Origin of the sequence: Polynucleobacter sp. AP-Kaivos-20-H2 (assembly GCF_018882215.1) — a bacterium.
Classification (GTDB): domain Bacteria; phylum Pseudomonadota; class Gammaproteobacteria; order Burkholderiales; family Burkholderiaceae; genus Polynucleobacter.
On record NZ_JACVOX010000001.1, the window covers coordinates 596,990 to 619,765 of the forward strand.

A 22,776-nucleotide genomic window follows, 5' to 3' on the forward strand; every position below is an offset into this window, starting at 1 on the left:
AGCTATACCAATAGCACTTGAATACCCTTGGTTTCAATTAGCTGCAGCAGCTTGGCAGCGGCACCGCTAGGATGTTTTCCAGAGCCTGTCGACTCCCATTTTTGAACTGTAGAGACGCTTACATTCAGTAGTGAGGCAAAAATGGATTGGCTCATTCTTGCTTGATGAATACGTATGTCCGTTACTTTTTTAGGTGTAAATAAAGGTGGCTTTTCTAAGCAAAGAGTCTTCATTTTTGCATAATCATGCTTCGTTAAAAGACCGTGCTCCTCCAATGCCTGCGCCATTTCTAACAGCTCGTCAAACACCCTTCTTTCTTCAGATTTTAATTTTTTACTCATTGCAAATTTGCTCCTTCAATATTCCATCCCTAACTAGTGCCCGCAATCTATTTGTATCCGCCTTCTCGAATGACTTGGCAATAATTGTTGCCGCCTCTTGCTCGACATCACTAATGTCAGAGCCGGGGGAACTCTTTTCTCTGCCAACGACAAAAATAATTGCCTCCTTGTTTTTCTTGGCAACAATAGTACGGACACCCCCGCTTTTGCCTTGACCTGGCAGTCGAATTCTCTTTTTACACACCCCGCCACCTAAGTCAACCTCATACACTCCTTGCTCAATCTCTCTAGCGGCCTTACAAAGCTCTGTTACTCCAATAATTTTTCTTGCCCAACGATCGAATGTTTTTGTTTTCAAGACTATTTTCATAGTCGAGAGTTTAATATATAGCACTGAGTGCTATAACATTGTATCCGACAATGGATTAGGGTTGCAAGTAAAAATGCTTTTATAGCAAGGGGGTATATCCAAAAGCCAATGAGGGAGGGCTACCAAGGATTAAACATACCAATAGGGGTGCTCACGACCTAACGCGCTAAATTACCTTACCCCGCCCTGCCCTTGTAAATCAACTGCTTCTCGAGTGCATTACGTATAAATTCAATATTATTTCTTAGGCTATAGCATTCAGCAGTTGCTAGTTTTGCCGCTTTTGATCTGAGTATTCTGCGCTCCATCTCATTGAGTACCTCAATATATTCGCCACGTCGAGCTGGATCAAAGTTCTCGATCGTATTTTTCTCAAATTTATCCAGATCTTTATAGATTGAGTTAATTTGCTTCTTGGCCAGATTGGTTCTGTAAGTAGGAATTGATTTAATAACGGGATAAGCAAAAGCAGCAAACGGGAGCAAGAGGAAGAACATACGCTCCAAGAACTCCGCCAACCAAAACGGCAAATACTTCATCAAAGTCGGCGTCCCTTTTTCATAGAAGAACTTTGCCTCATCACTTAGTGGTGCTTCGGTATTCATATAGACCGGAAACTCTCCAGCCTTAGAAAAATAGGATTTATTTCCATTGATTTCTTTTGCAGCCTCCAGAAATAAAACCTGGATAGCAGGATGAAGGCGGTCATCAATCAACAGGTTAGTTGTAGTTGATATGAGCTGAACTGGATGATCCGGGATATTTTTCCCAAGATCAAAGCCGCCCATGGGCACAGTCACTTCCTCGAAGTAAGGCAATAAACGGGTATAGGCGTCTGCACGCGTAAATGAAGTTAGCTTAATTGCTGGATTTTTAATGAGTCTCTGTACATTTGGTGAATCAAAACCATCTACCAAAATCACGGCATCAATTTCGCCACGCTCCAAAGCGCTTACACCTTCGGCATTCCCAAGACTAAGTAAATTAGGGGCATCACCATTTAAGCCATTAAGTTTAAATATTCCGAGAGCCTGCGTACGCGTTCCACTCCCCACCGGGCCAATATTGATTTTGAGTTTGGCAATATCTCTATCGGATACGTGAATACTTTCATTGAAGGCATTCTTACGATAAAACATCCAAAATGGTTCATAGTCAACACTACCAAGGGATTCGACACCAGAGAGATTATCTACAGCAATCATTCCGCCCTGAACCAGGGCTGCTTGAATTGGATCTTTGCGATCCATGAGATGTTGGAGATTCTCTTTCGATCCGTGGGTTTCTACTAATTTAAGTTCAATACCTTTTTTCTCAAAATAGGTCTTATATTTTTCACCCAATACTTTGTAGGAGCCACCGGTACCGGTCGCCATTAATACTTTGTTAGGTGGCGCAGGCTTTGCAAACCAAATCAAAATAAATAGCGCTAGAATTAACAGGAAAACAAGGGGCCAGACTTCTCTTAAAGCACTAAACCAATTCTTGATTTCATCTGCTGCTGTTTGATAAACCGCAGAGATATGTTCGCTGACTTCTTCTTTAAAACTGGCCATGTCATTCCTCGTGATATTGGGCTAGCTTATCACCAAAAAACGGGGCTTTATAGCTTTGGAGGCCTAGGAGGCAGAATCAGTCTCAGCACCCTCTGCTTGAGGAGTCAGGATAGTTGGGTAAGAGACAGCCCAAGTGCCGGGGTAGTCACGGCTGTAATGGAGACCACGGCTTTCCCTACGCATGAGCGCTGAACGTACGATCAACTCTGCACATTCTAGTAGGTTTCTGAGCTCAATGAGATCGCGCGTAACCTTAAAGTTGGCGTAATACTCCTGCACTTCATAACGCAGCAACTTAATTCGATGTAGAGCTCGCTCCAAGCGTCGATTGGTTCTTACAATGCCTACGTAATTCCACATCAAAGAACGCAGCTCATCCCAGTTGTGGGCAATGACTACTTGCTCATCCGCATCCTCAACTTGGCTCTCATCCCACAATGGGAGGGGAGGCATCACTGGGGTCTTGAGACTTGATATATCTTCTGCAGCAGCCTTACCAATAACTACGCATTCCAATAATGAGTTACTGGCCAAACGATTGGCACCATGCAGGCCGGTATACGTCGCTTCACCTACTGCATAAAGTCCTGGTAAATCAGTGCGCCCCTTGAGATCGGTCACCACGCCACCACAGGTGTAATGTGCAGCAGGAACAACCGGAATTGGTTCTTTGGTGATATCTAGACCAAGACTTAAGCAGCGCGCATAAATCATCGGAAAATGCTCTTTAATAAATGCTTCGCCCAGATGTGTGGCATCTAGATGAACATAGTCCAAGCCGTGCTTTTTCATTTCAAAGTCAATGGCACGGGCAACGATATCGCGCGGTGCTAATTCGTGGCGATCATCGTGGTCAGGCATGAAGCGTGTACCATCAGGGAGCTTTAATAAACCACCCTCACCCCGCATGGCTTCGGTAATCAGGAATGTACGATCACTTGGGTGATACAGACATGTCGGATGAAATTGAATAAATTCCATATTGCCTACTCGGCAACCTGCGCGCCAAGCCATAGCAATGCCATCGCCTGTAGCGGTATCGGGGTTGCTGGTGTAGCGATAAACCTTGCCTACGCCGCCAGTAGCTAAAACCACTGACTTGGCTTCGATTGTTTCTACGCGATTATTTTTAATATCAAGTGCATAGACACCGTAACAACGATTTGGCTTGGTGCGCTGAGTCTTAGCATCGAGTTGACGATTGGTAATGAGATCAAGCGCAATCCAATGCTCCAAGATCTGAATATTTTTATGTGCTCTGGCTTTATCTAAGAGCACCTCATGAATCGCTTTGCCAGTGGCGTCTGCAGCATGCGCAATACGACGATGGCTATGCCCGCCCTCGCGAGTTAAATGCAAACCCATTGGACCAGATTCATCGGCTGTAAAGGGCACGCCCTGCTCTACCAACCAACGGATCGCATCAGCGCTTTCTTCGGCGATATAGCGTGCTGTGGATTCCACTACAAGTCCTGCACCTGCATCTAAGGTATCAGCCACATGAGAATCAATACTGTCATGCTCTTTATCCACAACCCCAACAATACCGCCTTGGGCCCAAGCTGTAGCAGCCTCTCCTAAACCACGCTTAGCCATCAGAATCACTGGCTGAGATTCAGCCATATGGAGGGCAACAGTTAATCCAGCTAATCCGGCCCCAATAATGAGGACGGGAAGCTCAGCGTTTGCAGTGGTGTTTTGGGAGGGTTTAGAACTTGCCATAGAGGGTTCATTCTAAAGGGCAATTAACTTCCTTGTTCTAAATACAAAAAGGCTCCTTGTGGGAGCCTTTTTGTGATTTGCTAGAACGTTAATTAGACGTTAGACCTTACCTTGGATCCACCTGGGGCATTTGTACCGTATCCCATGATCTTGGCTGCTTCTCCACCTTTGGCTATTTTCACAGCGCAGTACTTAAACTCCGGAATCTTGCCAAATGGATCTAGCGCTGAATTGGTGATCAAGTTCGCTGCAGCTTCATAGTAAGCAAATGGAATAAAGATCACCCCTCTTGGTGTACCGTCATCCTGTCTCACATGGATGCCGACCTCACCCCGACGCGATTGAACCGTAATGACATCGCCTGCTGTAACCCCTAATTGGGTCATGTCCTCACCATGCATAGATACAGTAGCCATAGGTTCAATGGCATCGAGAATAGTGGCACGACGCGTCATACTGCCAGTGTGCCAATGCTCTAACTGACGCCCTGTGATTAATACGAATGGATACTCAGTGTCAGGACGCTCGTTTGCCGGAATAATGTCAGCAGGAACGAGTTTTACCTTGCCATCTTTAGTATCAAACTTGTCATCAAACACGATCGGACGACCTGGATCTTCAGCAGACAAACATGGATAGGTCACACTGGATTCTTGTTCCAGGCGCTCCCAAGTAATGCCATTAATAGCGCCATGCATCGCTTGACGCATCTCGTCATAAACCTGCGCAACGCCCGCATCAGGACCTTGGTAATTCCAGTTCAAGCCCATGCCTTTGGCAATTTCTTGAATAATCCACAAGTCAGGCTTTGCATCGCCAGGAGGATCAATCGCTTTCTTGCCCATTTGGACCATGCGGTCAGTATTGCTAGCTGTACCAACCTTCTCAGGCCAAGCGCTTGCTGGCAACACTACATCCGCTAAGAGCGCTGTTTCGGTCATGAAGATGTCTTGCACGACCAAATGCTCTAAAGATGCCAAAGCGTGACGTGCATGATTTAAATCAGGGTCACTCATCGCTGGATTTTCACCTTCGACATACATACCGCGAATCTTGTCTGGATCACTATCAGGGGCGGTGATCTTATGCATGATCTCCACCACGGTATAACCAGGTTTTTTATCTAATGGCGTACCCCAGAACTTCTCAAACCAAGCATGTGCTTCTGGGTTATCAACGCGCTGATAGTTCGGGAACATCATTGGGATCAAACCAGCATCACTAGCACCTTGCACATTGTTTTGACCGCGCAACGGATGTAAACCTGATCCAGGCTTACCAATTTGACCAGTGATACTCACCAATGCGATTAAGCAACGTGCATTATCTGTGCCGTGTACGTGTTGGCTAACACCCATGCCCCATAAAATCATAGCCGACTTGGTGGTGGCAAACTCTCTGGCTACTTCACGCAGCGTTTCTGCAGGAATGCCACAGATCGGTGCCATTACTTCAGGGCTGTAGCCTTTGATATTTTCTTTTAAGGCTTCAAAATTATTGGAGCGATTTTGTACAAAGTCTTGATCAACCAAGCCTTCTTCAATAATCGTATAGATCATGGCATTAAGCATTGCCACATCAGTATCTGGCTTAAATTGCATCGTACGCCATGCATGCTTGCTGATTTCGGTTGCACGTGGGTCACACAAGACAATTTTGGCGCCACGTTTAGCGGCATTCTTAAACCAAGTTGCTGCAACTGGATGATTGGCAGTTGGATTAGAGCCAATCAGGAAGATCATGCTGGAATGTTCAACGTCGTTCACTTGGTTACTTACGGCACCAGAACCAACGCCTTCGAGAAGCGCTGCTACTGATGAGGCATGACAAAGACGCGTGCAGTGGTCTACGTTGTTACTACCAAAACCAGTACGGACTAGCTTCTGGAATAGATAGGCCTCTTCATTACTGCCTTTAGCAGAACCAAAACCAGCCAACACTTTTAAGCCGTGTTGATCTTTTAATTTCTTGAGTCCCCCAGCGGCAACTTCCAGCGCCTCTTCCCATGTAGCTTCACGGAAGATATCTGACCAATCTTGCTTGCCCTCAAGGATAGATTCATCCTTAGAAACACCCGCTTTACGAATGAGTGGTTTAGTGAGGCGCTGTGGGTTATGGATGTAGTCCATACCAAAGCGACCTTTGACGCAAAGGCGATTGTGATTGGCCGGGCCATCGCGACCTTCAACGCTGACGATCTTTTCGTCTTTAACGTTGTAAGTAATTTGACAACCGACACCACAGAATGGACAAACTGAATCGACTTTGCGATCCACTGTTTGCGAACCAATCAAGCCTTTTGGCATCAATGCACCGGTTGGGCATGCTTGCACGCATTCACCACAGGCAACGCAAGTACTGTCGCCCATTGGATCATTTAAGTCGAATACGATTTCACTATGGCCGCCACGCATAGCGTAACCAATCACATCGTTTACCTGCTCTTCACGACAAGCACGTACACAGCGATTACATTGGATACACGCATCCAAATTGACAGCCATCGCTGGATGAGAAATATCACTGCTAACTTTCTCACGACGCAGCGCTTTGAGTTCTGGGCGAACAGTGACGTCCATACGAGCAGCCCAAGTACTTAATTCACCATGCTGGTTCTTTTGCTCTTCTTCTTTGCTATCACCAACCCACTTAAAACCTTCGTCCGGCATATCAGAAAGCAACATCTCCAACACCAATTTCTGGCTCTTGATTGCACGCTCGCTATTGGCCTTCACTTCCATTCCTGGAGTCGCGCTTCTACAGCAACTTGGCGCTAATGTACGTTCGCCATTAATCTCTACCACACATGCGCGGCAGTTGCCGTCGGGACGGTAGCCATCTTTAAAGCACAGATGGGGAATATCAATACCGTGGCGCTTAGCAGCTTTGAGAATCGTTTCGCCTTCGTATGAAACGATCGTCTTGCCATCGAGCTTGAACTCAACGGTTTGTAATTCGAGTTCTTTTGGATTTGTGGGTGCGTTCATGTTTGTCTCGTTATTCCCTGATTGTTCTGTCTAATTAGGTTAAGCAACTTCCTTATTGAACTTCTTCAGGGAAATATTTATGAATACAACGAATAGGGTTTGGTGCGGCTTGGCCTAGACCACAAATAGAAGCATCCACCATTACTGTCGCCAAGTCTTCTAAAGTTTCTTGATCCCATGATTTTGCTTGCATCAATTTGGCAGCTTTACCTGTACCAACTCGGCAAGGTGTACATTGACCACAGCTCTCATGCTCAAAGAAATGCATCACGTTCAAAGCCATGTCGCGGGCTTTATCTTTGTCACTGAACACCATGACAGCCGCAGAACCAATAAAGCATCCGTATGGTTGCAATGTGTCAAAGTCTAGCGGGATGTCATTCATGGTCGCTGGCAAAATACCACCTGATGCGCCACCAGGCAAATAACCGTAGAACTTGTGGCCGTCTTGCATGCCACCACAATACTCATCAATCAATTCTTGAATAGTGATGCCTGCAGGAGCCAACTTCACGCCGGGTTTCTTAACACGCCCACTAACGCTAAAGCTACGTAATCCTTTGCGATCGTGACGTCCGAATGAACTAAACCACTCAGGTCCGCGCTGAACAATATCGCGCACCCAGTATAGAGTCTCAAAGTTGTGCTCGAGTGTTGGTCTGCCAAACAACCCTACTTGCGCAATATACGGAGGACGCATGCGTGGTTCACCGCGCTTGCCTTCAATACTCTCGATCATTGCAGACTCTTCACCACAAATGTAGGCACCAGCACCACGACGTAATTCAATATTCGGCAATGCAAATGGCGGATTAGCTTTGAGTTTTGCTAATTCAGCCTCAAGCAATTCACGGCAGCCGTGATACTCATCACGTAAATAGATATAACAAGCATCAATACCTACCACGCTTGCTGCAATGAGAAGCCCTTCTAAGAAACGATGTGGATCACGCTCTAAGTACGTACGATCCTTAAATGTTCCTGGCTCACCTTCATCGATATTGACGGCCATCAATTTAGGAGCAATCTGATCTTTAACAATGCGCCACTTACGACCCGCTGGGAAACCTGCGCCACCTAAACCACGTAAGCCAGAGCTTTCCATTGCTTTGATGATACTTTCCGCATCCTTCTTGCCTTCGAAAATTTCTTTGGCCAAAGCGTAACCGCCTTGAGCGCGATAGGACTCGTAACCAACATAGTCAGGAGAAACGGCTTGCATCTCACCCTGGGGAGATACACCTTGCTCTGCTAAAGCCGCAGGATCAAAGACGGCATCGTCTTTAGCCATTGGCTGGGTGGTTAACTTATTTTTTACAGCAGCCGCTACCTTGTCTAACGTGGCAAACAAGACTGGGTACTGATAAACGACTGCAACAGGAGCTTGCTCGCAACGTCCTACACAAGGAGCTGCAGCAACTTTGATATTCGGATTACCTAAAATACTTGGCAACTTAGCCAATAGATTTTTTGCGCCAGCCAATTCACAGGCGATACCATCACAAACACGAATCAGAATATCTGCTACCGGATCATTGCCACGCACAACTTCAAAGTGGTGATAGAAAGTCGCGACTTCATATACCTCTGCCATTGGCAGATTCATTTCTTTAGCTAATGCCACTAAATGACGGTCATGCAAAGCACGATACTCATCATTAAGTTTGTGAAGATTTTCAATTAATAGGTCACGACGATGTGGCGCATTACCAATGAGCTGACGAACTTCGGCAACTGAAACATCGTCTGCTTGCCGCCCCTTCAATTTGCTCTTACGGCGAATGGTTTCCCTCAAATCATCTGCGGTTGCAACAGCAACTGCTTTGACTTCTCCAGAAGGCTTTGGATGATTCATAGTTCGTAGTCTCTAATTTTCTATTTCTTGCTATTTTGTACTCAGCACCAATGCAGAGCCTTATCACACTTTGCGCATCAAAAAACCCTGCTAAGCCAAATACTTAGCCGGTCATCAATAGGCAAAATAACGCTTTATTTTGGGTTATTTAAGGCCCTATGTCCTTGACGGCGCTCAAGGACTTTAAATAAGGGTTTACCCTATTACATTAGGGATGGGGAAGGCTTGTCGCCCGGAGGAAGAGAGTAATCCAACTTGCGCTCATAAAGTCTAGCCTTGTAGCAATCCTGGTAGCCCTTGCTGCCAATTTGCCAACCAATCGATGTGCAGTCGTCTTGGGCAGCCGATTCAATAGAGCCACAGCCTACTAGGCCCATAGTGGCCATGAATGTAATTACAGGAAGAATGCGCAATTTTGTTGAATTCATGCCCTCAAGTCTACTTGATTCTGATCTCTACATCGAGAGGAATGCCCTCTTTTCCAGCCTCTACAGACTTCACATCACCCAGCTGAATCCGATCCTTAAGGCTGGGGTCAGTCTTAACCATGAAGCCGAAGGCCGTCTTTGCCCTACTTTTTGCCAATTCCTTAAGCTCGGCATCAGTGATCTCTATTCCAGCGATCAATTCCTCATGCAGTTGCTCATTGCGCTTCTCGCCATCTGGAAGCGTCAATAGACGTTGTCCAAGCTTGATGCGCCCTATGTATTGGGCATATGCCGCCAACAGGCCTGACTGCACTTTCGGATCCGTAAATGATGGGGTGGGCACTGGTTCTCCAGGGGCCAACTTAAAACCAGCGTCTAGCAAAATAGCGCCATCTGCCTTAGCCCTTGCAAGCTCCTTCTTATCTTGCACAGGATCATAAGTACCGATGATCTCCAAGCTCGAATTCGGGCGCTTTACTAGATACTCGCCAAATTTTTCTAGGCGGTCTTGATCTGCAACCAGAAAGACTGCTTCTCCAGGCACTGCATTAACACCCTCTTCGCCACCCATTCCCAAAATAGATGCAAGGGCTCTAAACGGTGCTGTTGCTACGTTTGTTAGAACATTACTAATGGCCTGCCAAACCAAACCACTGGCACTAAATTCTGGGGAGTCAACATTGCCTGCAATCCGAACCGTGACATCAATCGTGTCATCAGAGTCTTCTAACAAAGCAATTGCTAAGCCTAGCGGTAATTTTTTGCCAGTAAAGTCCGGTACCTCATCACCCAGCACCACCTTCTTAATAATGATCTGATTACTTCCATTGAGTTCGCCATCTTTGGCTTTGTAATTGAGATTGAGGTTTAGTCGTCCACTAGTAATTTGATAGCCCGCGAATGTCATGACTGCAGGATTGAAGGTTGTCAACGGGAGGTTTCTAAAGGCCATCAAGATGTCGTGATTGCGCCGCGGGTCATCAAATGATGCTTGTCCTTTTGCTCGCATACTTCCTGAGCCAGCAACAACGCCGTCCATCGCCACAGTGGCAAATCGACCAGGGGTATTGCTGACCCCCAAAAGAGTGGCATTGAACTTCTTCACATCCACCTTAAAATTAGGACGCATCGCCATATCCGAAAAGTACACTTCCCCACTCTTTAAGTTCATAGATCGAATATCCAAACTGAATGCAGAAGGAGCATCCGTTTTAGGGGTGGTCACAGGCTCAGCTTTTGTTTCTGTTGTTGGCTTAGAAAATAACCTTCTGAAGTTTGAGAACCCTTCTTCATTAATTTCAAATTGAAGGGTTGGTGCATTAATGATCAATTCATCAATTGCTAGAGAATTACTTGAAGACTGTTTTGATTTAACTGATTTGTATTCAAGCTGGCGAATATCAGCCACCTTCCAAACAATCAGAGGATACTTTTGACCTTTTTCTAGGATCGCCAAATCTGAAACATGGATATCACCAGAAACTGAATCAACCCCACCGCCAAACTTCACGACAAGATCTGCATTAACTGCACCACTCTTACCAATCAGCTCTTTATTCGCCGGTACTAGAGCAATGATGGGTGCTATTGCCAAACCCTCAATCTTGACCTTACCCTCGACTGACTTTGAATCGGTATTGAAATCCCAATGCGAACGTAAGTCACCATCGTCCAACATCAAATTGAGCTGCACACCTAACTTACCAGGCTGAGGATTATCCAGTCCGCCAGCAATAGCGACATGCTGATAAGCGATTATTTTATTGATGCCTGGTATTAAAACTTGCAAAGCGCCAAGATTAAAGTCGTATTGACCACGGACACCCGTCACCACTCCTTGCCTATCGTAGTTGGCAACATCAAGCAACTTCACAGTAAAAGGCTTGAGTTCTTCTTTGAGCTTAGTAGAGTCATCCACTAAATGTAATGACGCGGTACTGACCAATAATTCATCAATAGAGATTTTGAGAGGCTTCTTGCTCTCTTTTGGGTCTGAAGGCGGTATTGATTTTTCAATGGAAGCAATTAATTCTTGCCAATTCCAGACCCCTAAGTGCGCTCCCTTAGGCAACTTCTTCTCGACCAATACCTTAGGCTCCTCAAGCAAGATCTTCTGAAAGCCTAGCTCGCCCAGAACCAGCTTTGTCCACTTAAGGGTAATAGCCAGTTTTTGAAATTCCAGTAATTTAGAACCACCCTCTTTTGCCAAGTGAAGGCCATCAAGCTCCACCCTCAGCCGCAACGGAGAAAGACTAAGATCTTGATAGGAGATCTCGTAACCGATCTTTTCACCATATTCGGCCAGGGACTTTTTAATCAAGCCAGGCAGCAACAAATGGCTTGCACACCAAAATATAACTACAAGAGCAAGCAATGCCCATGCAGTACGTCGGCACCAAAGCTGTATTCGGGGGGGTTTAAGGGAAAGCATCTACTTGTCTTTATAGGTCAACATCAGTAACAATGAAATTTACACAGAATAATAAATATACCCCCCTCAGGAGACACATGAAAACCTTCCTCAAAAAACTGACCCTCTCTATTGCTTGCCTTGCCGCCCTAGCTATAGGTGGTGTTGCTAACGCCCAAAACGCAGACGGGTTTACTGATCTGATTGATGGAGTTAGCTTAAGTGGCTGGAACATTATTGGAAGCGCCAACTGGGTGATTGGCAATGGCATTGTTGAAGGCAACAAACCTTCAGGTTTTTTAGTGAGCACCAAGTCTTACAAGAACTTTGTCATCAAGGCTGAGTTTTATGCCGAGTCTAATACGAATAGCGGTATCTTTATTCGTTGCCAGGACCCAAACAAGGTAAGTCAATACACTTGTTATGAAGTCAATATTTGGGATACCCGCCCTGAACAAGCGTACGCAACCGGTGCTATTGTGGATGTTGCCAAAGTTGACCCAGTACCTAAGGCCGGTGGACGCTGGAACACGATGGAAATTATTGCAAATGGCCCCAACTTTAAGGTCATGATGAATGGCGTTGTGACAGTAGCTAATGGTCAGGATAGTAAATATTCTGAAGGCCCTATTGCCCTGCAATCTGCCGGTGGCGTCATTATATTTAGAAAGCTACAGATTAAGCCGCTTTAAATTATTGAATACTGATTTCGTAGCGATCGCCACATGCCACGGGCCTCAGGGCCTTGGCCTCTTGGAGCATTTTGACTAAGCCGTAATGCGACATTGTTTTTAGCGTGCGGGATAAGTTCCCCTGCTTTCTTCCGGTAAGTTCAGCTAGCTCAGAAATCGATACAGGCTTAGATGCTCTGATGACATGCAGTAAGGCCCTGTTCTCATCACTCAATACCTGCGCCAGTGAACGCATCGAGGTAAACCATATCTTCGGATCAGATGCCTTTGGTTTTAGATCGCCTTTAGCAATGGCCAAGACGCGTGCCCGAATATCTTTTTGTGATGCAATCCCTATTTTGATGACTTTCATATATCTTTATCTACCTTTAAGACTTTATCAACATCGACAAAAAAATCACTTAGGAGTTGGTGCGCATCCCTAAACTCATAGGCAACGCCTGGGTCACTTGAACTACGATGCCTGTGATCGAATGCCAATTTTCTACCTGAATAGACTGCTCTAAGCCTAACCGCATGAGCATTGTCATAACCCAAAATTCTCAAGCCTTTGGGGTTGTGCAAGGTTAATGAATAGCGCACCCCGTGCGGTACTGCCTCGCTAACAGCTACCTCCCAAGCCTCAATCTTTACCCAGTAACCATCGCCTTGATCAATGATCTCTTGGTGCAGATCTAAAAGAGTGATAACTCCACGATTTCCCATCACTCATGATATATCACCAGATGATATATCAAAAGTAACAGACCCGCTTAAATTATGGGTTTATTTTGCTGGCGGAAAGCCTGCTTTTTGCTCCCACATATTATTAAATACATGGATGATGGGCTTATCATAAACACCTGCCTTGGTATAGGGCTCATCCTTTAACCAAGCATCCGCATCTGCCCTGCTAGGAAAGTCGATTGCGAGCAAGCTGCCAACTGTAGTCTTACCATCTTCAGATGTGAGGGGCCCAGCAAAAGCCATGCGGTCAGAAAGTTGCGCTAAATAAGCACGGTGCTCTGGTCGGATTTGTACACGCAAGTCAGCAGTACCAGGCTTATCCATCAACAAAATTGCAAAGATCATGTTTTCTCCATCTTTTAATTGGTTTTATTTTTAAATCTTAATTAGCAAGATACTACGGTAAGTTCCAAAGAAAAAACCACCCGTAGGTGGTTTTCTTGATGCTTGGCGGAAGAGGCGGGATTCGAACCCGCGGTAGGCTATTAACCTACGCACGCTTTCCAGGCGTGTGACTTAAACCGCTCATCCACCCTTCCGGAACCGATGATTATACGATTCCCGAAGAGATTTGGTCTAAATCTTGATTTAGCTTATTACAGAGACTCTTTGAGCTGGTCCAAGATGTGTGGATTTTCCAGGGTTGAGGTGTCTTGAGTCACTTCTTCGCCTTTAGCAATCACACGTAAGAGACGGCGCATGATCTTGCCGGAACGGGTCTTAGGCAAGTTATCACCGAAACGAACATCCTTAGGCTTAGCGATCGGGCCGATCTCCTTACCTACCCAGTTACGTAGCTCAGTAGCAAGCTTCTTGGCTTCATCACCAGTTGGGCGTCCACCCTTCAGAACGACGAATACGCAAATGGCTTCACCAGTCAGCTCGTCAGGACGACCCACAACTGCTGCCTCAGCAACCAATGGGTTAGCCACTAAGCAAGATTCAATTTCCATGGTTCCCATGCGGTGACCAGAAACGTTCAATACGTCATCGATACGACCAGTAATGGTGAAGTAGCCAGTATCTTTATTACGGATTGCGCCGTCACCAGCAAGATACAAGGTGCCACCCAACTCTTCTGGGAAATAAGACTTCACGAAACGATCTGCATCATTCCAAATCGTACGAATCATGGAAGGCCATGGACGCTTCACAACCAAGATACCGCCTTGACCATTAGGAACGTCTACACCAGCCTCATCCACAATCGCCGCCTGAATACCTGGCAATGGTAATGTGCATGAACCAGGAATCATTGGGGTTGCGCCTGGCAATGGTGAAATCATGTGACCACCAGTTTCTGTTTGCCAGAACGTATCTGCGATTGGGCACTTTGAATTACCAACATGCTCGTAGTACCACATCCATGCTTCAGGATTGATTGGCTCACCAACAGAACCCAAGAGACGCAGTGATGATAAATCGTAGCTCTTTGGATGCACTGCTTCATCATTGCTTGATGCTTTGATTAATGAACGAATCGCTGTTGGTGCTGTATAGAAAATAGATGCTTTGTGTTTTTGGATCATATCCCAGAAACGGCCAGCATTTGGATAGGTTGGCACGCCTTCAAATACGATCTCAGTAGCGCCGACTGCGAGTGGGCCATAAGTAATATAGGAGTGGCCTGTTACCCAACCAATGTCGGCGGTACACCAGAACACGTCATTAGGCTTGATATCAAAGGTCCACTTCATTGTGAGAATGGCCCACAAAAGGTAGCCGCCTGTAGAGTGTTGAACACCCTTTGGCTTACCGGTTGAACCGGATGTGTACAGAATAAATAATGGATGCTCAGCGCTTACCCACTCTGGCTCACAAGTCGTTGCTTCATTAGCTACGATCTCTTGCATCCAAACATCGCGACCTGCTTGCATAGTGACATCAGTGCCAGTACGCTTGCTCACGATGACATGCTTAACCTTAGGGCATTCGCCTGTGGAAAGCGCTTCGTCACAAATTGCTTTGAGTGGCAATGCTTTGCCTCCGCGGAACTGGCCATCAGCAGTAATCACTGCAACTGCACCCACGTCCATAATGCGGTCACGCAATGCTTGGGCTGAAAAACCGCCAAACACTACAGAGTGAATTGCGCCAATACGCGCACAGGCTTGCATGGCAACAATGCCTTCGATGGTCATTGCCATGTAAATAATGACGCTGTCACCAGACTTGACGCCCATCTTGCGCAGTGCGTTTGCCATCTTGCAAACACGCTCAAGCATTTCTTTGTAAGTTACCTTAGTAACCGTACCGTCATCTGCTTCAAAAATAATGGCTGTCTTATCACCTAAGCCGGCTTCAACTTGGCGATCTAAACAGTTGTATGACGCGTTCGTTGTGCCATCTTCAAACCATTTGTAGAAAGGCGCCTTGGATTCATCTAAAACCTTGGTAAATGGCTTTTTCCAATAGAGGTTCTCTTTAGCAAGACGACCCCAAAAACCGTCGTAATCTGAATTGGCTTCAGCACAGAGCTTGTTATAAGCCTCCATACCTGGAATTGCCGCACCCTTTACAAAGTCTGCAGGCGGGTTAAAAACGCGGTTTTCTTGCTTTAATGGTTCCATGCTTCACAGCCCTCTATCTAATAATCAATAATCTAATATCAACAACAAATGCGAGAAAATGTCGCAAAATGACAGTTTTAGACTCTCAAGACCTTAGAAGATAAGTGAAAACACTTGGGATTTGCTCTATGGCAAACCCTTAAAATAGGGCAAACCTTACTAATAATGTGGAAATAAGCAGATAACCATGACCAATATCAAACAAAACGACCTGATTCAAAGCGTTGCGGACGCATTTCAATTCATTTCCTACTACCATCCCAAGGACTTCATTACTGCCATGGGCAAGGCTTATGAATTGGAACAAGGTCATGGTGCCAAAGACGCGATTGCCCAAATTTTGACCAATAGCCGCATGTGCGCCGAAGGTCACAGGCCAATGTGCCAAGACACTGGTATTGCCGTAGTCTTCCTCAAAATCGGCATGAATGTTCAATGGCCTGATGCGACCATGAGCGTCACCGATATGGTCAATGAAGGCGTGCGTCGCGCTTACCTTAATCCTGACAATATGTTGCGCGCTTCAGTGCTGACAGATCCAGCAGGCAAACGCAAAAATACTGGGGATAACACTCCCGCTGTCATCCACTATGAAATTGTCCCGGGGGATGATGTTGAAGTGATTTGTGCGGCTAAAGGCGGCGGCTCAGAAAATAAAGCCAAGATGGTTATGCTCAACCCTTCCGATTCCATTGTGGATTGGGTTCTCAAAACCGTTCCCACTATGGGCGCAGGTTGGTGCCCTCCAGGCATCCTCGGCATTGGTATTGGCGGCACACCAGAAAAAGCCATGCTCATGGCTAAAGAAGCCTTAATGGGTCCCGTTGATATTCAAGAACTGATTGAGCGTGGCCCTAAAAATCGCGTTGATGAACTACGTCTCGAGCTCTATGAAAAAGTAAACAAACTCGGCATCGGCGCTCAAGGCCTAGGTGGTTTAGCCACTGTGCTCGATATCAAGATCCTGGATTACCCAACGCATGCTGCTTCATTACCAGTTGCCATGATTCCGAATTGCGCAGCGACTCGTCATATTCATTTCCATTTACATGGCGATGGTCCTGCAAAACTCGAAGCCCCTTCACTTTCAGATTGGCCAGATGTAACTTGGACACCCGATGTTCAAAAATCTAAGCGCGTCAATTTAGATACCCTCACCGCAGCTGAAGTAGCCAGCTGGAAACCAGGTGAAACTTTATTGCTCAACGGTAAAATTTTGACTGGTCGTGATGCTGCTCATAAGCGTATTCAGGATATGCTCGCCAAAGGCGAAGAGTTGCCAGTAAGCTTTAAAGACCGTGTGATCTATTACGTTGGTCCGGTTGACCCTGTGCGTGATGAGGCAGTTGGCCCAGCAGGCCCTACTACTGCAACTCGTATGGATAAATTTACTGAGATGATGCTGGCCAAAACTGGCTTGATTTCAATGATTGGTAAAGCTGAGCGCGGACCAGAGGCGATTGAAGCTATCAAGAAACATAAGTCAGCTTACTTAATGGCTGTTGGCGGCGCTGCGTACTTGGTATCTAAAGCTATTCAGACTTCTAAAGTAGTTGGCTTTGCTGATTTAGGCATGGAAGCCATTTACGAGTTCGATGTCAAAGACATGCCAGTAACTGTTGCAGTGAACTCAGAAGGCATCTCAATGCACAATGAAGGTCCACGTGAATGGCAAGCGAAGATTGCTGGCATTCCAGTCAAGATTGCTTAACACCCTAACAACTTCATTACAGAGCAAGCATAGTCCACATTGGCACTCATCGGGGTTTTTGATTCTGGCGTTGGAGGCTTATCCGTATTGGATGAGGCTCTGCGTCAGCTGCCCCAGCATGACTATATTTATCTTGCCGACTCAGCCAACGCGCCTTACGGCGAAAAATCGAGCGACTGGATTGCAAAGCGTAGCCTCGCCCTTTGCAGCTATCTAGCTAGCAAAGGATGTGACGCCATCGTAGTTGCCTGCAACACTGCAACTGCTGAAGCGATTAAACAAATTCGGGAGTCAATTTCTGTTCCGATCATTGGGGTTGAGCCAGGCATTAAGCCAGCAGCCATGCAATCGCAAAACAATATAGTCGGCGTCCTCGCCACTGAGGCGACTCTCAAGAGCGATAAGTTCAATGCTTTATTAAATACCCTGCCAAATGATTGTCAGTTCATCAAACAAGCTGGCGCAGGATTGGTGCCGTTGATAGAGTCCGGTAAAGCAGATAACGAAGAAACCTTAGAGTTGCTAGCAAAACATCTTGAGCCCATTCAAGACGCAGGTGCAGATACCCTAGTGCTGGGCTGCACGCATTACCCCTTCTTGAGAAAAGCTATTCGTAAACTGCTAGGCGAATCTATTACGCTGATTGACACCAGTGACGCTGTAGTTAGGCAGCTCAAAAGACAACTTGAGAATCTTAAAAGCACAAGCTCTAGCAATGAACATGGGACGGTACTATTCCTGAGTAGCAAAAATGAAGAGTCCCTATTATTCATGGCGCAAGATTTAATGTCTGCCGATTTAACTTCGCATGTAATTGAAGCACGCATCTTGGGTGAAATAAGATGAGCGCCTTTCTGAAAAAGTTAGACGATTTTCTACCATTCAATAAATCTGAACGCATCATTATTGGCATTGTGGTGCTACTACATGCACTTCCTGCGCTAGAGTTTTTGCACTTTAGTCAGCGACCGCCGCAAATGGATGATGAGCGCGTTATGGCCAATTTAGTTAGTCCAGAAGCTTCTAAAACTCAGCAACCTCCCGCTGCTACGCCGCCAAAACCAAAAGAAGAAAAGAAAGCAGTTCAGGAGAAACCTAAAGAAAAGCCCGTAGAAAAGCCCAGCCCTACGCAGGCACCACAACAAACGCAGCAAAACCAGGCCCAAAGCAAATCTGATGCTCCACAACAAAATGCATCCGTAGCCCCTGCAACCAGTGGGGGTGCTAGCGGCACCCCTATTCAGACTGACATTGGTAAACTAGTTGTGGCTTACCAGCCAGATGCAGATGCTTACTATCCATCTTTTTCTAAACGCTCTGGCGAACAAGGTGCAGTGGTAGTGCGATTAATTATTGACGAGAGCGGAAACGTGGAAGATGTAGCATTGCTTCAATCGAGCACCTTCCCCAGACTTGATCGTGCTGCAACTGATATTGGCAAACGTTATCGCTTTAAACCTTTTTTAGTAAACGGTTCACCCCAAAGAATTTCAACCAATCTTTTAATCAAATTTAATCTCAAGAATTAATCAATATGAATACACCATTTGGCATAGCAAATCTCTGGCTTGAAGGCGATGTGATTACTCGATTTGTAGCAATTGCCCTGCTGACCTGCTCTATCGTAACTTGGGTCATTTTGCTCACTCGACTTTGGGATTTACGCAACCTTCGCAAGCTCAGACCTGAGCTTGAGCAATTCTGGCGCGCCACTTCGTTTGAACAAGGCCTAGAAGCTTTTAGCAATCATGCTATCAATCCGTATTATCAAATTGCTAAGTCAGCAACCAAAGCATCTGCGCACCACCAAAGTCAATCCACCAATCACCGTGAATTACTGCAAACACTGAACTATTCTGAGTGGATGGCCAGAAGCCTTAAAAATAGCGTTGACAGCATTGCAGCGGGATTGCAGAAGGGCTTAACCTTCTTGGGATCTACTGGTGCTATCGCTCCATTTATTGGTTTGTTTGGCACCGTGTGGGGCATCTATCATGCCCTGATTGCCATCAGCAGCTCAGGAAGCGCACAACTGGATCAAGTGGCCGGACCTATTGGCGAAGCACTCATCATGACCGCCCTTGGTCTTGCGGTTGCTATCCCTGCCGTATTGAGTTTTAACGCCATCAATCGCGCCAATAAATTATTTGTGGCTGACCTCAATCGCTTTGGCAATGATTTATTAGCCTTCTTCGTTACTGGTGCCCGCGTTAACTCCGGAGAATAGTCATGTCTTTTCATATACAAGACGACCAAAACGACGACAACATCATGTCGGAAATCAATATGACGCCGATGGTGGACGTCATGTTGGTGCTATTGATTATTTTCATCATCACCCTGCCTGTGATTCAGCAAGCAGTGAAGGTAGAACTTCCAAAGGCCAATAGCGTTCGCAATGAAGTAAAGCCTGAGTCAGTTCAGCTGTCAATTGATGCCAATGGTCAAATCTTCTGGAACAGCACCCCCATTGATTTAAAGACCTTTGATGGCTATGCAGAAAAAGCCGCCCAAAAAGATCCTCAACCAGAGATCAATCTGCGAGCTGATAAATCTGTGAAGTATGAATATGTTGCGCAGGTCTTGGCTGCATCGCGCCGCGCTGGCCTCACTAAGCTCGGGTTTGTAACCGAGCCAAACTAAGCTACTTAGTCCTGTAGGGGGCTTTAGAGGGAAAGCAAGTCTCTTCACTGATGTGGATGCCGTTTCCAATAGTTGCACCCAAGATGCCGCCCTGTATTTTCTCTACCTTCTTGAACTTGCCGGTCACTGGGTCAAGCGTAATGTTGGTGATGACATTACCCGCAGGATAAGAAACGTCCATAATTTCTTCAGGCTGAAAATTCGCCTCAATCAAAATCAAGATATTGGGACGTGCCAGAGTGATGCTCTTAACAACTTGTGTCCCATACATATCTGACCGATCTAGGTCACGATCATCCAAGAAAATCTTGGCCTTTTGGGCACCCGAAGCAAGGGTCATTCTCATCTCATACTCTTCGGTGTAGCCCTTTTCCGAACGTTTGCAATTAAACTCTAGAACGTCAACACCCCATGCAAGTGGTGAAAAGATCAAGCTTGAGCAAATGAGAAGTTTGGGTATATTCATAAATGATGAATGAGTGTCTTTGGTGCCCGAGGCCGGAATCGAACCGGCACGACTTTTTTGAGTCGGCAGATTTTAAATAAACCTGACCCACTATAACCCTTTTAAATATTGACTTTAAAGCTGATTAATATAAATGTGCTATGTTTTGTGCTACATTTCAAGCTCTAAAAAAGTACTTTTTTAGAGCTTGAAATACATTCCTCTTATTTTAACCAATATGTCAGCTTAAAAAGCCTACAACACCCCTGCTAGGCACTTAGCACAGGTCTAGGTTATTAACAAAATCTTATTAATAATATGTTTAAATACCATAAATATTTTGTAGATTGGAATGGATAATGAAACTTGTCATAGCAATCAGCATGCTCAGTTTATTAATGGTGGGATGTGTACAAAGAAATCCCGCCCCCTTAGCAGTTATTCCTGCAAGACAAATAGAAACCCAAAAAGTCACATTGGGTAACGTACAGAGAATAGTTAAAAAAGGCGCCAGTAGTTCTGAAGTTATTGACGCTTTAAGCAGCCCTAACATTGTTACTTCAAATCCTGACAATACTGAAACTTGGGTATATGACAAGATATTGATGGAAAAAGAAAATGCTTTTGGTGATAACGGCTCGGTAGAAGTGAAATCTACCAGAACCATGATAGTCGTCATCAAGTTCGATAAAAATCGTAAAGTCGACACAGTCCAATATCGTCAAACCTCTTACTAAGAGCTATGAAAAATAAAATCCTCTTACTCTTTCTGCTATCAACATCGCTTTTACTTGTAGGTTGTGCTGTGCCCGTAACTAACTTCCAAGGCAACAATCTTACAATGTCTCATAAAGATGGAAGTTGCGCAGATGTTGGTTTATTAACGATTTTTGCAAAGGGATCATGCAACAGAAGTTTGAATATGCCCTATGCAGTTTTGAGAACTGTAAATGCTGGATCTTGTACAAACGGTAGAGTAATAAGTGCAACATTTGAATGCACAGGATTAAGCGGAAGTGGATCTGCTGGCTCTTCAGGCGAAGACATTAACCGCTTGGAGTTAAGAGCGATGCAAACACGTAAGTTTCTTAAAAGTCCAACAGTTGTTGTAAAGGCAATCACGGAGCTTAATAAAGATAAAGGCAGTAAGTGTGTTGGACTTTCTGTACCGAAATACTCTTGTCAGGGCACTATGCAGGATGTAACGGTGGGAGATAAGGTAGTTAAAAAATGTATGGCACCTGATGGGGTAAGTAGTGGGATTATAAAAATGCAAAGTTCATCTGGTGAATGTACTAGCTCAACTGGAATGAATGCCAGCTATGAAATAGATAGTAACTATCCTGCTAATACTCAGACTATTGTTCGCATAAGATTAAGCAGTTCTTCAAATCCACAGATTGCAGATCCAGCCGCTTACAGTCGAATATTTAAACAGATAGCTGATGGTTTGTTTATCGATGCTATACAGTTAACACCTGCTGAGATGCAGTAGCTTGCTTATTTCTATTGGATGATATGAAAAATAAAATCTCCTTAAGCTTATTGGTAGTCGCCACCTTGTTACTTGCGGGATGTTATCCGGTATCAACTTTCCAAGGCAACACCATTGTCATGACCGAAGCTGATGGTGGATGTGGCAGGATGCCCACCATGACTATTTTTGCCCATATGAGATGCCAAGAAGCTTTTGGTAGATCTTCAGCAGTTTTTTTAAAATCTCAAGAAGTTGGAACTTGCCCTGACAATAAAGCAATAAAAATGGTTTTTGAATGTCAGAATCTAAAGGGTGGGGGAACAGGTGCCTCTGCTTCAGATACTAGCCGTTTAGAGTTAAGAGCGATGCAAACACGTAAGTTCTTAAAAAGCCCAACTGTTGTTGTAAAGGCAATCACGGAGCTTAACAAAGATAAAGGCAGTAAATGTGTCGGTCTTTCTGTCCCCAAGTACACATGCCAAGGCACTATGCAGGATGTGGTAGTGGGTGACAAAACGGTAAAAAAATGTATGGCAGCTGACGGCGTTAGTTCAGGGCTGGTAAAAATGCAAAGCTCAGTTGCAGAATGCACAAACTCAACTGGTATGAATGCTAGTTACGAAATCGATAGCAACTTCCCTGCAAATAATCAAACTATTGTCCGTATAAGGTTAAGCAACTCTTCCAACCCCCAAATCGCAGACCCCACTGTCTACAGTCGTATCTTTAAGGAAATAGCGGATGGTTTGTTTATCGATGCTATACAGTTAACACCTGCTGAGATGCAATAGACTACGGCGCCTATTAGATGGTATATACGCAAGGTACCTAAACTATAAATGT

General features: G+C 45.3%; 22 protein-coding genes and 1 tRNA gene. 9 read left to right on the forward strand and 14 right to left on the reverse strand.

Annotated elements, in window-relative coordinates; all coding sequences use genetic code 11:
• Window positions 1–2: 2 nt before the first annotated feature.
• The 8 genes from ICE89_RS03050 to ICE89_RS03085 all read right to left on the reverse strand — a co-directional run bounded on the left by ICE89_RS03050 (window position 3) and on the right by ICE89_RS03085 (window position 11,690).
• Complete coding sequence (locus ICE89_RS03050; RefSeq protein ID WP_216264806.1) at window positions 3–341, reverse strand: DNA-binding transcriptional regulator; 339 nt, start codon at window positions 339–341, stop codon at window positions 3–5.
• Window positions 334–711: a type II toxin-antitoxin system RelE/ParE family toxin gene (locus ICE89_RS03055; RefSeq protein ID WP_216264807.1), complete on the reverse strand. Its 378-nt coding sequence runs from the start codon at window positions 709–711 to the stop codon at window positions 334–336. Before ICE89_RS03055 ends, ICE89_RS03050 begins: the two co-directional genes overlap by 8 nt.
• A 176-nt stretch (window positions 712–887) precedes the next feature.
• Complete coding sequence (locus ICE89_RS03060) at window positions 888–2,267, reverse strand: TAXI family TRAP transporter solute-binding subunit (RefSeq protein ID WP_216264808.1); 1,380 nt, start codon at window positions 2,265–2,267, stop codon at window positions 888–890.
• A gap of 63 nt (window positions 2,268–2,330) precedes the next feature.
• A complete protein-coding gene (gene nadB / locus ICE89_RS03065; protein WP_216264809.1) occupies window positions 2,331–3,989 on the reverse strand; it encodes an L-aspartate oxidase in 1,659 nt (552 codons plus the stop codon).
• A 92-nt stretch (window positions 3,990–4,081) separates the two neighbouring features.
• On the reverse strand, window positions 4,082–6,976 hold the full coding sequence (gene fdhF / locus ICE89_RS03070) for a formate dehydrogenase subunit alpha (protein ID WP_216264810.1): 2,895 nt from the start codon (window positions 6,974–6,976) through the stop codon (window positions 4,082–4,084).
• Between the two features lie 52 nt (window positions 6,977–7,028).
• Window positions 7,029–8,831 carry an NADH-ubiquinone oxidoreductase-F iron-sulfur binding region domain-containing protein gene (locus tag ICE89_RS03075; RefSeq protein ID WP_216264811.1) on the reverse strand — a complete coding sequence of 601 codons (1,803 nt, stop codon included), beginning with the start codon at window positions 8,829–8,831 and terminating at the stop codon, window positions 7,029–7,031.
• A 203-nt stretch (window positions 8,832–9,034) separates the two neighbouring features.
• A complete protein-coding gene (locus tag ICE89_RS03080; protein ID WP_216264812.1) occupies window positions 9,035–9,259 on the reverse strand; it encodes a hypothetical protein in 225 nt (74 codons plus the stop codon).
• Window positions 9,260–9,269: 10 nt separating this feature from the next.
• A complete protein-coding gene (locus ICE89_RS03085) occupies window positions 9,270–11,690 on the reverse strand; it encodes a DUF748 domain-containing protein (RefSeq protein ID WP_216264813.1) in 2,421 nt (806 codons plus the stop codon).
• 77 nt (window positions 11,691–11,767) lie between these two features.
• On the opposite strand from ICE89_RS03085, the gene ICE89_RS03090 reads away from it, so the two are divergent.
• On the forward strand, window positions 11,768–12,361 hold the full coding sequence (locus tag ICE89_RS03090; RefSeq protein WP_216264814.1) for a DUF1080 domain-containing protein: 594 nt from the start codon (window positions 11,768–11,770) through the stop codon (window positions 12,359–12,361).
• A gap of 1 nt (window position 12,362) precedes the next feature.
• Here ICE89_RS03090 and ICE89_RS03095 read toward each other — a convergent pair whose 3' ends face one another.
• The 5 genes from ICE89_RS03095 to acs form a co-directional block, all read right to left on the reverse strand.
• Window positions 12,363–12,713, reverse strand: coding sequence for a winged helix DNA-binding protein (locus ICE89_RS03095; RefSeq protein WP_216261985.1), 351 nt, complete (start codon window positions 12,711–12,713; stop codon window positions 12,363–12,365).
• Window positions 12,710–13,066, reverse strand: a complete 357-nt coding sequence (locus ICE89_RS03100; RefSeq protein ID WP_216261986.1) for a DUF6516 family protein — start codon at window positions 13,064–13,066, stop codon at window positions 12,710–12,712. Before ICE89_RS03100 ends, ICE89_RS03095 begins: the two co-directional genes overlap by 4 nt.
• A gap of 60 nt (window positions 13,067–13,126) precedes the next feature.
• Window positions 13,127–13,432: a YciI family protein gene (locus tag ICE89_RS03105; protein ID WP_216264815.1), complete on the reverse strand. Its 306-nt coding sequence runs from the start codon at window positions 13,430–13,432 to the stop codon at window positions 13,127–13,129.
• A 103-nt stretch (window positions 13,433–13,535) separates the two neighbouring features.
• Window positions 13,536–13,626 (reverse strand) — tRNA-Ser (locus tag ICE89_RS03110).
• A gap of 57 nt (window positions 13,627–13,683) precedes the next feature.
• Window positions 13,684–15,657, reverse strand: coding sequence for an acetate--CoA ligase (gene acs, locus ICE89_RS03115; protein WP_215361189.1), 1,974 nt, complete (start codon window positions 15,655–15,657; stop codon window positions 13,684–13,686).
• Window positions 15,658–15,844: 187 nt separating this feature from the next.
• Between acs and ICE89_RS03120 the strand changes: the two genes are divergently transcribed.
• From ICE89_RS03120 to ICE89_RS03140, 5 genes are read left to right on the forward strand one after another with little or no spacing between them, the layout of a single operon-like run.
• On the forward strand, window positions 15,845–17,368 hold the full coding sequence (locus tag ICE89_RS03120) for a fumarate hydratase (protein ID WP_216264816.1): 1,524 nt from the start codon (window positions 15,845–15,847) through the stop codon (window positions 17,366–17,368).
• A 39-nt stretch (window positions 17,369–17,407) separates the two neighbouring features.
• Complete coding sequence (gene murI, locus ICE89_RS03125; RefSeq protein WP_216264817.1) at window positions 17,408–18,214, forward strand: glutamate racemase; 807 nt, start codon at window positions 17,408–17,410, stop codon at window positions 18,212–18,214.
• Window positions 18,211–18,897, forward strand: a complete 687-nt coding sequence (locus ICE89_RS03130) for an energy transducer TonB (RefSeq protein WP_216261996.1) — start codon at window positions 18,211–18,213, stop codon at window positions 18,895–18,897. The genes murI and ICE89_RS03130 overlap by 4 nt, the downstream gene beginning before the upstream one ends.
• A gap of 5 nt (window positions 18,898–18,902) precedes the next feature.
• A complete protein-coding gene (locus ICE89_RS03135) occupies window positions 18,903–19,595 on the forward strand; it encodes a MotA/TolQ/ExbB proton channel family protein (RefSeq protein ID WP_216261998.1) in 693 nt (230 codons plus the stop codon).
• Between the two features lie 2 nt (window positions 19,596–19,597).
• Window positions 19,598–20,011 (forward strand): biopolymer transporter ExbD, encoded by a 414-nt coding sequence (locus ICE89_RS03140; RefSeq protein WP_215361198.1) that lies wholly within the window; start codon window positions 19,598–19,600, stop codon window positions 20,009–20,011.
• Between the two features lies 1 nt (window position 20,012).
• Here ICE89_RS03140 and ICE89_RS03145 read toward each other — a convergent pair whose 3' ends face one another.
• Window positions 20,013–20,477: a hypothetical protein gene (locus tag ICE89_RS03145; RefSeq protein WP_255558640.1), complete on the reverse strand. Its 465-nt coding sequence runs from the start codon at window positions 20,475–20,477 to the stop codon at window positions 20,013–20,015.
• 338 nt (window positions 20,478–20,815) lie between these two features.
• Between ICE89_RS03145 and ICE89_RS03150 the strand changes: the two genes are divergently transcribed.
• Genes ICE89_RS03150 through ICE89_RS03160 form a run of 3 tightly spaced genes read left to right on the forward strand, consistent with a single transcriptional unit; the run spans window position 20,816 to window position 22,724 of the window.
• Window positions 20,816–21,193, forward strand: a complete 378-nt coding sequence (locus tag ICE89_RS03150) for a hypothetical protein (RefSeq protein ID WP_216264818.1) — start codon at window positions 20,816–20,818, stop codon at window positions 21,191–21,193.
• 5 nt (window positions 21,194–21,198) lie between these two features.
• Window positions 21,199–21,951: a hypothetical protein gene (locus ICE89_RS03155; RefSeq protein WP_216264819.1), complete on the forward strand. Its 753-nt coding sequence runs from the start codon at window positions 21,199–21,201 to the stop codon at window positions 21,949–21,951.
• Between the two features lie 23 nt (window positions 21,952–21,974).
• Entirely contained in the window at window positions 21,975–22,724 is a 750-nt protein-coding gene (locus tag ICE89_RS03160; protein ID WP_216264820.1) for a hypothetical protein, read from the forward strand.
• The last annotated feature ends 52 nt before the right edge of the window (window positions 22,725–22,776 follow it).